The 11,512-nt window shown below is 62.6% G+C and carries 12 protein-coding genes; 8 read left to right on the top strand and 4 right to left on the bottom strand.

The features are described from left to right. Positions 1 to 139 precede the first annotated feature (139 nt). Both P9272_RS03000 and P9272_RS02995 read right to left on the bottom strand, forming a co-directional pair. Entirely contained in the window at positions 140 to 808 is a 669-nt protein-coding gene (locus P9272_RS03000; RefSeq protein ID WP_278158882.1) for a trimeric intracellular cation channel family protein, read from the bottom strand. Positions 809 to 908: 100 nt separating this feature from the next. Continuing rightward, on the bottom strand, positions 909 to 2,186 hold the full coding sequence (locus P9272_RS02995; RefSeq protein ID WP_278158880.1) for a M20 family metallopeptidase: 1,278 nt from the start codon (positions 2,184 to 2,186) through the stop codon (positions 909 to 911). Between the two features lie 326 nt (positions 2,187 to 2,512). Here P9272_RS02995 and P9272_RS02990 point away from each other — a divergent pair, with 326 nt between their 5' ends. The 6 genes from P9272_RS02990 to mnhG are packed head-to-tail and all read left to right on the top strand — an operon-like array spanning position 2,513 to position 8,558. Beyond that, positions 2,513 to 5,440: a monovalent cation/H+ antiporter subunit A gene (locus tag P9272_RS02990; RefSeq protein WP_278158878.1), complete on the top strand. Its 2,928-nt coding sequence runs from the start codon at positions 2,513 to 2,515 to the stop codon at positions 5,438 to 5,440. Continuing rightward, a complete protein-coding gene (locus P9272_RS02985) occupies positions 5,431 to 5,772 on the top strand; it encodes a Na+/H+ antiporter subunit C (RefSeq protein ID WP_278158877.1) in 342 nt (113 codons plus the stop codon). The genes P9272_RS02990 and P9272_RS02985 overlap by 10 nt, the downstream gene beginning before the upstream one ends. Further along, a complete protein-coding gene (locus P9272_RS02980) occupies positions 5,772 to 7,406 on the top strand; it encodes a monovalent cation/H+ antiporter subunit D (RefSeq protein ID WP_278158875.1) in 1,635 nt (544 codons plus the stop codon). The genes P9272_RS02985 and P9272_RS02980 overlap by 1 nt, the downstream gene beginning before the upstream one ends. After that, positions 7,403 to 7,888 (top strand): Na+/H+ antiporter subunit E, encoded by a 486-nt coding sequence (locus P9272_RS02975; RefSeq protein WP_278158873.1) that lies wholly within the window; start codon positions 7,403 to 7,405, stop codon positions 7,886 to 7,888. Before P9272_RS02980 ends, P9272_RS02975 begins: the two co-directional genes overlap by 4 nt. Continuing rightward, on the top strand, positions 7,885 to 8,166 hold the full coding sequence (locus P9272_RS02970) for a K+/H+ antiporter subunit F (RefSeq protein ID WP_278158872.1): 282 nt from the start codon (positions 7,885 to 7,887) through the stop codon (positions 8,164 to 8,166). The genes P9272_RS02975 and P9272_RS02970 overlap by 4 nt, the downstream gene beginning before the upstream one ends. Next, on the top strand, positions 8,163 to 8,558 hold the full coding sequence (gene mnhG / locus P9272_RS02965) for a monovalent cation/H(+) antiporter subunit G (protein WP_278158870.1): 396 nt from the start codon (positions 8,163 to 8,165) through the stop codon (positions 8,556 to 8,558). Before P9272_RS02970 ends, mnhG begins: the two co-directional genes overlap by 4 nt. Positions 8,559 to 9,062: 504 nt before the next feature. Here mnhG and P9272_RS02960 read toward each other — a convergent pair. Next, the gene (locus P9272_RS02960) at positions 9,063 to 9,374 is read right to left on the bottom strand and encodes a universal stress protein (RefSeq protein ID WP_278158868.1); all 312 of its coding nucleotides are present in this window, start codon (positions 9,372 to 9,374) and stop codon (positions 9,063 to 9,065) included. Positions 9,375 to 9,430: 56 nt separating this feature from the next. Next, positions 9,431 to 9,919 carry a universal stress protein gene (locus tag P9272_RS02955; RefSeq protein WP_278158866.1) on the bottom strand — a complete coding sequence of 163 codons (489 nt, stop codon included), beginning with the start codon at positions 9,917 to 9,919 and terminating at the stop codon, positions 9,431 to 9,433. 410 nt (positions 9,920 to 10,329) lie between these two features. Here P9272_RS02955 and rnk point away from each other — a divergent pair, with 410 nt between their 5' ends. Beyond that, positions 10,330 to 10,746, top strand: a complete 417-nt coding sequence (rnk, locus tag P9272_RS02950; RefSeq protein WP_278158864.1) for a nucleoside diphosphate kinase regulator — start codon at positions 10,330 to 10,332, stop codon at positions 10,744 to 10,746. 207 nt (positions 10,747 to 10,953) lie between these two features. Then, complete coding sequence (locus P9272_RS02945; protein WP_278158862.1) at positions 10,954 to 11,511, top strand: nucleoside-diphosphate kinase; 558 nt, start codon at positions 10,954 to 10,956, stop codon at positions 11,509 to 11,511. Position 11,512 lies beyond the last annotated feature (1 nt).

Genomic DNA, 11,512 nt, shown 5'->3' with positions numbered 1-11,512 from the left:
GAAGCATCGAAGCCGTTCATGCAAAATTGATGTGAGCACGACCGGGAACTATAGGCGCTGGACCCTATTACGGGTGTGGAGCGAATTGATCGGCTGCCCCGTAGGCTTGCACTTCCGAACGGCCAAGCCGCTCGATGATTCAGCGCGGTTTGTCGTCATCAGAGGGGACGACCCCCGCGCGGCCGCGAGCTGAGAGGTGCGCGACAGGCAGACGCCAGCCGTATCTGATGGCCATGAAGCGAAGACAGAAGCACAAAACCCCTCCAGTCAGAGCCGAGATGCCGTAGGCGACACCGATCATGTCGCCGCCGACGACGATCGCGGCGCCGGCCAGTGCTGCGACGGCATAGAGATCAGAACGCAGCACCTGTGGGATTTCCACGAGAAGGACGTCCCGCGTCATGCCGCCGCCTATTCCGGTCAACATACCCAGAAGCGCCGCCATCACCGGGCTCAGTCCGAACTCGATCGCCTTTTGCGCACCGGCGACCGCGAAGAACGAAAGACCCACCGCATCGAACAGCAGTACGGGACTCCGCAGCCTGTCGACGCCCGCATACCAGAAGAAGCTGACGATACCGGCCACAACTGAAACCAGTAGATACCGGCCATCGATCAATGCGGCCGGAGGAACCGCACCGATCAGCACGTCGCGGGTGATCCCGCCCAGATTTCCCGTCACAAAAGACAGAACGAGGATGCCAAAAATGTCGAGCCGGCGATTGATCGCGGCAACGGCCCCGCTGATAGCAAAAACGAAGGTTCCGCCCAGGTCGAGAATATGCACAAAGGTTTGAATGGTGATCATAGCGGCTCCGCCGCGAAGGATCCCGAAGCGCCGATAGACGGCCGAGCGGCCGGACACACAATGTTGCCGGGACTACACAGACGCACTCGCTTCAAAGGATTCAGTTCCCCTTCGCGCCGAGCCATGCCAGCGCGCCGACAACCAGCGCCTCGATGCCTGTTTCCAGGGTGGGGTGCAGGATCGGCGCGAATTTCGGGCTGTGATTGACGGGCAATTCGTTCAGCCTGCCCTGCGCCTTGGCCTTGGCATAGGCCTTGGGATCGTTGCCGCCCACGAACCAGAACACCGACGGCACCTGCCATGCAGTGCCGAAGCAGCCGAAATCCTCGCTCGCCGGAGCTGGTCCGGTGTGCTTTACCCGCTCAGGCGAAAAATAGTCGCGAAACGCCTCAGCGATGCGGTTGCTGGCGGTTTCGTCGTTCATATTGAGCGGGTAGCGGTCGAGCGGCGTGATCTCCGGCTTTCGCGGGGCGCCGGAGGCTTCGGCCTCGGCGTTGACGATCCGCTCGATCGCGGCAAGGACATGCTTGCGCACGCTCGCGTCGAAGGTCCTAACGTTGAGCTTGATGAGGGCGTCGTCAGGGATGACATTCTCCTTCGTGCCGGCCTGCAGCACGCCGACCGTGATCACCGCGGCGTCGGTTGCGGCTACCTCACGGGAGACGATCGTCTGAAGCCGCAGTACGACGGATGCCGCCATGACCACGGGATCGACGCTGGCCTGGGGCATCGAGCCATGCGCGCCGCGACCGAACAGCCGGATTTGCAGGCTGTCGGCCGCGGAAGTGATCGGTCCCGCGCTGCCAGCTACGGTCCCTGCAGGACCAACCATGACATGCTGGCCGAGCACGACGTCAGGCATCGGGAACCGCTTCAGGAGGCCGTCGTCAATCATGGCCTGGGCTCCCTGCGCGGTTTCCTCCCCCGGCTGGAACACGACCATCAACGTGCCATTCCAGGCATCGCGCGCCTGCGACAGAAGCGTCGCGGCACCCACCAGCCAAGCGACATGCATGTCGTGGCCGCACATATGCCCTACCGGAACGGTGTTGCCTTCAGCGTCCGTTGCCGTGACCTTGCTGGCGTACGGCAGACCTGTGCTCTCGGCGATCGGCAATGCATCCATGTCAGCGCGCAGCATGACCGTCGGCCCCTCGCCATTGCGAAGCAGTCCCACCACACCCGTCTTGCCCACCCCGGTGGTCACCTCGTAGCGGGCTTTCTTCAGCCGGTCGGCTGCGATGGCCGCCGTGCGCGTCTCCTGCATCGACAGTTCGGGATGGGCGTGGATGTCCTTGTAGAGTGCATCGATTTCGGGCAACAGCCCGGTCAGGCCCCGCATCAGCGCGGACGCACCTGTTGCATCGGTTTGCGCCATGACCATCTCCCCTGTCTCTCGTCTAAGACAGTGGCTGGGAACACTGGACGGCCGTGCCCCCAGCAACATCCGGACCCTTTGGTCTGATTGACAGGCAACAGGCACACTAATTGTTCACTGTCCGCTGCAGCAAGGGCCATTCAAGCGATCAACTGATCGTGACCCCGGGAACATTGTCTTGCGATCAGCCATCGGTCGAAACGGCAGCAGGCGCCGGCGACCGGCGTTCTCCCGCGCCCGTCCATGGCGAGTGCCGGTCATTGGCGGACAATCAACGATAGCGTAGAACGGCAGCATGCCGCACGATCGTACCGCCTCGACGCAAGATGGAACTTTATTCGCTGCCGCTGATCATCGCTCTCCCGTTCGTGGCAGGCCTCGCGGCCACCTTGCTTCCGTCGGACTCGCGCGCACCCGCGAGTTGGTTGGCAGGCGCAACGACGCTGGCCTGTCTGGCGTTGACGCTCGCGCTCTACCCTTCCGTCCAGAGCGGGGGGATTGTCCGGCAAAGCTTCGAATGGATTCCCTCACTAGGGCTCGACTTTGCCCTGCGCATGGACGGGTTCGCGTGGATCTTCGCAACGCTTGTCAGCGGGATCGGGCTTCTCGTCGTCGTCTATACGCGCTACTACATCTCGCCGGAGGATCCCGTCCGCCGCTTCCATCTTTTCTTCCTTGCCTTCATGGGGTCAATGTTGGGCGTTGTTCTGGCCGGCAACCTGATCCTGCTGGTCGTATTCTGGGAACTCACCAGCATCTTCTCCTTCCTGCTGATCGGCTACTGGCATCATAACCAGGCCGCGCGCGACGGCGCCCGTATGGCGCTGACGATCACGGCGGTCGGCGGGCTTGCGCTGCTGGCCGGAGTTCTCGTAGTCGGTCATATCGTCGGCAGCTACGATCTCGACGCTCTGCTGGCGTCAGGGAACGCTATCCGGAATCACGATCTGTATGTCCCGGCGCTTTTGCTCATCCTGCTAGGCACGCTCACCAAGAGCGCGCAGTTCCCGTTCCAGTTCTGGCTGCCCAACGCCATGGCCGCGCCCACGCCCGTCTCGGCGTTCCTGCATTCGGCAACCATGGTCAAGGCGGGCGTCTTCCTCATGGCCCGGTTTTGGCCAGTGCTTTCAGGTACGCCTGAATGGTTCCTCATCGTTGGTCTGGCGGGAATGATCTCGCTGGTGCTCGGCGCCTATCTCGCGATGTTCCAGCAGGACCTCAAAGGACTGCTGGCCTATTCCACGATCAGCCATCTGGGGTTGATCACGCTGTTGCTCAGTCTCGGCAGTCCGCTCGCCGCAGTCGCCGCCATCTTCCACATGCTCAATCACGCCACTTTCAAGGCATCTCTATTCATGGCCGCCGGGATCATCGACCATGAGACCGGCACGCGCGACCTGCGGCGACTCTCAGGCTTGTTCCGCTACATGCCGATTACCGGCACCCTGGCCATGGTCGCTAGCGCCGCCATGGCCGGCGTGCCGCTGCTGAACGGCTTCCTGTCGAAGGAGATGTTCTTCGCGGAAGCGGTCGAGACCCATGCCGACTCCTGGCTGGACGCGGCGGCGCCTTACGCGGCCGTTCTCGGCAGCGCGCTCGCCGTCACGTATTCCATCCGGCTCATCCACTCGATCTTCCTCGGCGCGCCCCCCGAGAGCTTTCCGCGCGAGCCGCACGAACCACCCTTCTGGATGCGCTTTCCCGTCATGTTCCTTGTGGTGGCCTGCCTCGTCGTCGGCATCATCCCGGGGCTGACAATCGGACCGTTCCTGCAGGTCGCGGTGTCCTCGGTGCTTGGCGCCGCGACGCCCCAATACAGCCTCGCGGTATGGCACGGCTTCACCCTGCCGCTGGCGATGAGCGCGATCGCGCTCGTGGCCGGCGCGCTGCTCTACTTATTCGCTGGCGACTACCTCGAACGGGCCGAAAGCCCCCTCCTTTTCGGCCGGATACAGGGACAACGCATTTTCGAGCGGGTCATGGTCGCGATCTCGTGGCGAGGCGCGCGCCTTGTCGAGCAGGTCTTCGGCACGAGGCGCTTGCAGTCGCAGATGCGCCTGATCGTCGCCGCCGCGGTCGCGGGCGCCGCTATCCCTCTTTTCGCCTCCGGGCTTGGTTTCGGAAGCTATCGCGACGGGCAGGATGATATCGCGTTCACCGGTCTGTGGGCCATTGGCATGGTCTGCGCGGTCGCGGCCGCGCAGCGGGCCAAGTTCCACCGTCTCGCGGCTCTGGTGCTGCTCGGGGGAACAGGGCTCGTCACCTGCTTGTCTTTCGTCTGGCTGTCGGCGCCGGACCTTGCGGCAACACAGCTCCTCGTCGAGATCGTGACGACTGTGCTCATATTGCTCGGCCTCCGCTGGCTGCCGAAACGCTCCGAAGCGCTGGGCGAGCCGAGTGGCGGCCCTCTCGCCCGGGCGCGCCATTTCCGCGATCTCACGATCGCCGTCGTGGCGGGCGCGGGGATGACGGCGCTATCCTACGCTGTCATGACGCGCAAGCCGCCCGACACCATTGCGCACTTCTTCATTGAAAAGGCCTACAGCGAAGGCGGGGGACGCAACATCGTCAACGTGATCCTCGTCGACTTCCGGGGCTTCGACACGCTGGGCGAGATCACCGTGCTTGGCATCGTCGCGCTGACCGTGTTTGCCCTGCTGCGGCGCTTCCGCCCTGCGCCGGACAGCATCGAGAGACCGGAGCAGCAGCGCTTGCAATTGTCTTATGACGAGGCCGAGCCGGACCGGGTGGCCGGCGCGACATCCGCGGAATACCTCTACGTGCCCTCGGTGATCATGCAATGGATGTTCCCGGTGGTGATTGTGCTGGCGGCCTATCTCTTCCTGCGCGGCCATGACGCCCCGGGAGGAGGCTTCGCCGCGGGCGTGGCGATGGCTGCGGGCTTCATCCTGCAGTACATGGCAGGGGGAACGGTCCGGGTGGAAGACCGGCTGCGCATTCTGCCGGTCAGATGGATTGGCGGCGGCCTTCTGCTGGCGGCCCTGACGGGCGCCGCCTCCATGCTGCTCGGCGACGCCTTCCTCACTTCATATTTTCGCTACGTGGACCTGCCGCTCCTCGGAAAACTCCCGCTGGCAAGCGCGACCTTGTTCGATCTCGGCGTGTTCAGTCTGGTCGTCGGCGCCACGGTGCTGATGCTGATCGCGATCGCCCACCAGTCGATCCGTCGCCTGCGGGCTGCTCGCCTCGAGGAGGAACGCCAAGTGGTAGAGGAGCGCCGGGAGTGGAACTAACGCTTGCACTCGCCATCGGCGTTCTTACCGGATCAGGCGTCTGGTTGGTCCTGCGACCGCGCACCTACCAGCTCGTCATCGGCCTTTCGTTGCTTTCCTACGCGGTGAACCTCTTCATCTTCAGCATGGGTCGCCTGCGCGTAGAGGCAGCTCCCGTGCTGGGTGCGGACGGCTCGGGAAATCCAGCCGACTTGGCGGACCCGGTGCCGCAGGCGCTGGTGCTAACTGCAATCGTGATAGGCTTCGCGACGACCGCTCTCCTGCTGGTGGTCCTGATCGCCGCGCGCGGCCTCACCGGCAGCGATCACGTGGACGGGCGGGAGTCGCGCTGATGGAGTGGACGCGACACCTTCTGGTCGTTCCGATCCTGCTCCCGCTGATGGCCGGGGCGTTGCTGCTTCTGATCGAGGAGTCGCGCCACACATTGAAGGCGCTGGTCAGCCTCGCTTCAACGATGCTCCTCCTCGTGACGACCGTGATTCTGACGCGCATGGCGAATAGCATTCCGGTCGAAAGCGGTATCGTTTCCTTGTCCTACGCGGTCGCGAGTTGGCCCGCGCCGTTCGCCATCGTGCTCGTGCTCGACCGGCTGTCGGCCCTCATGCTCGCCCTCGTCGCCGTCATCGGATTGGCGTCGCTGGTGTTTTCGCTGGCTCGCTGGCACAGGGCCGGACCGCACTTCCATACCCTCTTCCAGTTCCTGCTGATGGGCCTTGCAGGCGCGTTCCTGACGGGCGACCTCTTCAATCTATTCGTCTTCTTCGAGGTAACGCTGGCGGCGTCCTATGGCCTGCTGCTGCACGGCTCCGGAGCATTCCGCGTCCGATCGGTACTGCATTACATCGCGATCAACCTGGCGGCGTCGCTTCTTTTCCTCATCGGTGTCAGCCTGATCTACGGAGTCGCCGGCACCCTCAACATGGCCGACCTGGCGGTTCGCCTGCATGCCCTTCCGGCTGGGGACCGGGTTCTGCTGCAGGCGGGAGCGGCGATCCTGGGAATCGCCTTCCTGGTCAAGGCTGGCGCGTGGCCGCTGTGCTTCTGGCTTCCTTCCGCTTACATGGCCGCTGCCGCCCCAGTCTCTGCCATCTTCGTCGTTCTCACCAAAGTCGGCGTGTACGTGCTCCTGCGCCTGAGCCTGCTGCTCTTCGGCAGCCAGGCGGGCGAACTGACAGGGTTCGGCGGTACGATCATGCTTTGGAGCGGCATGGCGACCGTCGCCTTCGCGACATCCGGCGTGCTCCCCTCGCAGGCGATGGGCAGGCTTGCCGGCTACAGCGTGCTTGTTTCTTCGGGAACCTTGCTGGCCGCTGTCGGCATGGGAGACGCGGCGGTCGTGTCAGGAGCGTTATTCTATCTGGTCAGCTCGACCTTGACGACAGCGGCCTTCTTCATGCTGATTGAACTGGTGGAGCGCGCGCGTGAACCTGGCGCCGACCTGCTTGCCGTCACCAGGGAAGCCTATGGCGAAGACGGCGAAGAGGACGAGGAACGCGACGACGAGGAGGTTGGCGTCGTCATGCCAGGCGCGCTCGCTATCCTCAGCGTGTGCTTCGGATGCGTCCCCCTTTTGCTCGCGGGCCTGCCGCCGCTTTCAGGCTTCATCGCCAAGTTCGCCATGCTGACGGGCATGTTGAATCTGGACGGGTTGGGAACCCCCGCCAGCATCCCGCCGAGAACGTGGCTGCTGGTCGCACTCGTCATTCTGTCCGGCCTGGCGGCGCTGCTCGCCATGATGCGCAGCGGCATCGGCACGTTTTGGGCGCCGATTGAAGCCGTTGTTCCGCGCGTGCTGGTGGTGGAGATTGCGCCGGTCGTCGGGCTTCTGGCTCTCTGTCTGTTCCTGACGGTGAAGGGAGGCGCGATCATCGAGTACACCGAAGCGGCGTCCCTCTCGCTGCACGATCCTTCGAGCTACATCCAGGGCGTGTTAGGCCCGCAGCAAGCGAAGCCCGTCGCCAGATGACCCGTGCGCTCCCCTACCCCATTCTGACCGCGGCGTTGCTGCTGACCTGGATGCTGCTCACATCATTCTCGCCCGGGCAGTTCATCCTCGGAGGGCTGATCGCTGTCGCGGCTTCCCATGCGATGGCGGCGCTGCAACCGTCTAAGCCAAGGCTTAGACGTTGGCAGTTGATCCCCCGCCTTGCCGGGATCGTGGCACTGGACATCCTGCGCTCGAACATCGCCGTAGCGCGCATTGTGCTCCAAGGCCGCAGCCGCAAACGCAAATCCGGTTTCGTCGCCATACCGCTCGACCTTAGCGATAGGACGGGGCTCGCCCTGCTCGCATGCATCGTCACCAGCACGCCTGGCACTGCATGGATCGAGCACGCCCAGGATTCGAACATCCTTCTGATCCATGTTCTCGACCTCGTCGACGAACAGGGATGGATCACTTTGATCAAGAGCCGCTACGAAAGTCTTCTCATGGAGATATTCGAATGACCGCCACCATACTCCTTTGGTCCGTCACGGCCGCACAGGCCATGCTGGTGGCCGCCATGGGCTGCTACACCTACCGCTTGATCCGTGGCCCTCGCGCGCAGGACCGGGTCCTCTGCCTCGATGCCATCTATGTGAGCGCCATGCTTCTGGTACTCACGGTCGGCATTCGCGCCGGAAGCCCTATCTATTTCGAGGCGGCCCTCATCATCGCAGTGCTGGGCTTCGCCTCGAGCGTGGCTTTGGCGAAGTTTCTCATGCGCGGCGAGGTAATAGAATGACACACGCTGGAGCACTACCCGCCTGGGCGGCGCTGCTGACAGCTTTCCTCGTTCTGCTGGGCGCGGGACTGACCCTACTCGGCGCAATCGGGACCCTGAGGTTCGGCAGCTTCTTCGAGCGCGTGCACGCTCCGACGCTGGGTACAAGCTGGGGTACAGGCGCCATCGTGCTCGCGTCGATCGTCTGCTTCTCGGCGCTGGGTTCGCGCCCTGTCGCTAATGAACTCCTGATCGGCGTCTTCATCACCGTCACAACCCCCGTCACGCTGATGCTGCTCGCACGCGCAGCCCTTTATCGTGACCGGGCGGAGGGAAAACCGGGCGTGCCTGCCCGGTCGGTCTTGCGACCGCCGCGTGCCCGAGACCAGGGGGAAAACGGCGGCGGCCAATGAACCCGCCGGACGGCATTAGCGCCGTAGTCCGGGTCCGACTGTCTTGGCTCTAAGTTCCGATACCTGGCCTTATTTTGAGTTTTCCTGCCCTTTATACTGCTTCGGCTTGCGGGCCAGGCTGCGCTCGAAGTCAAGTTCGCAGTATGCTGACGCTCGCTTGCGTTGCACCCGAGCATCGCCAGCGCGCGGGACTGCCAGCCTCCGAAGGCCGGATCCAGTGCGGACCCGTGGAATAGGCGGCTTTCAAGCCACCCAGAGTACTCATCGAGCAGCGTTCGACACCGGGCTTCTGCGCTTCAGCAACCGCCAGCCGCCTTCGCAGCTATTCAGGCAGCGATGGCGTCTGGCCGTTAGAGCGTTTCACCGTTTCACGGAAACGGCGAGCCGCTCTATCTCTTTGTTTTGACGCAACTCCGGACGGAAACCCGCTCAGACTTTTCCTGGAATTGCTCTAGAGGCATACCGAGTAGGACAGAACAACAACGACGATCCTCTGACACAATTTCAGTTTCGGATAGGCGGCACCGCAAAAACATCCACGTCGACCGATCGCAGAATGCTTTCTGTGACACTTCCTAGAAGTATCTTCATGAGGCCCGAACGGCCATGCGTCCCGATCACCAGAAGGTCGGGCGCCACCTCGTTGATCGCTTCTTTAATCGCTTCGACGGGGCCTCCTTCCTTGATACGCAGCGACCAGTTGTCCACGCGAAAGTCGTTCGCTTCCAGAAACGCGACGAGTTCCCTGCCGACCTGCAACCGCTCCGTCGCTACGTAGCGCGCTATCTCGTCCTTGCCTATTCCAGCATTTGACATTTTCCCCTTGGCGAACGCGTCGAACCCATGGACCAGCGAAAGACTGGCGTTGCCTATCAGTCCAGTTTCCTTCGCCTTCTTGATGCGCGCGCGGACGGCATGGACATGTCGACGGCGGCCATCACCTGGTTGTATGAATGTTCTACCTCCGCATTCACCATGAGCACCGGGTATGATCCCGTACGGATCACACGCTCAATGGTCGTTCCGACAAAAATATCGCGTAGCAGCTGTTTGCGGTGAGCCCCCATGACAATGAGATCGATCGAACGCGCCTCGGCCGCCTTCAAAATGCCGTCGAAAGGATCGCCGGCAACAACCGCTGAATCACATTTAAGCCCTTGCAACTCGGCGATCGAGACCATTTGTTCTTCAAGATATTTGAGCGCCTCCCGTTTTTCGAGATCGACCAAGGCTGAGGGCTGGTCGTCATCGACGACGTGGAGGAGGGTAATTTCCGCGGCAATGTCCCTGGCCAAGACGCCGGCCCGCCGCAATGCCCGTTGCGAACGGGTGGAAAAATCTGTCGTTGCAAGGATCTTCATTGTCAGCTCCCTGTTCTTCGTTCAGCACGGTTGATGATGCTCGCGCTTGGCATCCTGGTCGCTCCACCATGCTGCACCCGTCCGTCAATATCCCTCCGGAAATTATCGAGCGTCAGCATCAGGGTTCCGGCGGTCGTCGGTCGCCTTGACTTCGAGAATTACTTCACCAACTATACATATATGAACACCGCAGCCAAAATCCGTCGTGATTTTCTTTTCCGGGTTTGCCCCATCGCGGGATCGTAACCCCCGGCCCGGCTGCCAATGCGCCCCGAGCCGAGGGGCAAACCTAAGTCGACATGTGATGGTCAGCAGGCTCCAAGGCTTTGGAGCAGCTGCGATCAATTTCCGAAATCGCCTGTCCCGCCATCTTTGATGGCGGCTGAGCCAACATAAACAAGGGCATTAGAATGCAGAACAACTTGAAAATCCGGCGTAAGCCAAATATCCGGATCTCCCAGTCCGACCATGCGCGTTTGTCAGCGCTGGCGAGCACGTTCGCCGCACGAAACCCGGAAGCGTCTGACGAGCTCCTGGCGGAACTCGAGCGTGCGCGCGTCGTCGCCGATGGCTGGGTCTCTTCCGGCACTGTCCGGATGGGCTCGACTGTGACGTTCAAGCCCGACTCCGGCGATCGCAAAACGGTCACGCTGGTTTATCCAGGTGAAGCCGACATTTCTGCAGGCAAGGTTTCAATCCTGACACCGATCGGCACCGCCCTGATCGGCCTCTCGGCTGGACAGTCGATCATGTGGACCGCCCGAGACGGGCGCAGGCACGAACTGTTGGTGCTTGGCGTGAGCCATCCCGCCCCGCAAGACAAATAGCTCCGGCCGCCTGACGCCTGCCACTCCAGCGGTCGCGGCGAGCCTCTAGACATGGGCGTCTCCGTCCGTCTCCTCAATCACGCAGGCAGTCTGATCGCGGGAGTCTGACCCCTGGGCCGGGCCGGTCCGGCGCAGGGGATCTTTCCATACCACCCGATCAACTCTTATTGCCGGATCGCCTTTCACTGGCCCGGCTGGAGACTTTTCATGTCCACTACCGATAGCTGCCAACTGACCACCAAAGACTTCACCATTCTTGAGGTGCTAAGAGACCGCCACCCAATGCGCGATGAAGCCTTCTGGGCTATTCTCCAACGAAAGATTTCGAGCGCTGTCGTAATGTTTAGGGATGACATCCCGGCAAACGTCGTGACCCTCAACAGCCGCGTGGCCTATCGGGTGAACGACGGCCCTGCCGAAACCCGCATCATCGCACATGACCAGATGCGCGGCCTGGTTGGCATGCTGTTGCCCATAACCAATCTGCGCGGCTTGGCGTTGCTCGGTCTGGCCGAGGGGCAGTCGATCTCCATTCCGACTGCGGGCGGTCACCTGGAGATACTGACCGTGCATGAAGTGGTCTATCAACCGGAAGCGGCAAGGCGTGAGAGGCTGAAGCTCGCGGGAGCGTCGGAACCGCGGCGGCCGAGCGAGCCGGGTCTGCGCGTCGTCCATCGTTCCGATGACCCGCGCGACAAACCTGGCAACGGGGTTGCGGCGGGCTTCGACACCGGGTTCGACGACCCGGGTCCGTCGGCTGCCTGAG

It is taken from the genome of Mesorhizobium sp. WSM4976 (assembly GCF_029625685.1).
In the GTDB taxonomy this organism is placed as follows: domain Bacteria; phylum Pseudomonadota; class Alphaproteobacteria; order Rhizobiales; family Rhizobiaceae; genus Mesorhizobium.
The sequence above is the reverse complement of the archived record's forward strand: the minus strand, read 5'-3'. Positions and strand labels throughout refer to the sequence as shown.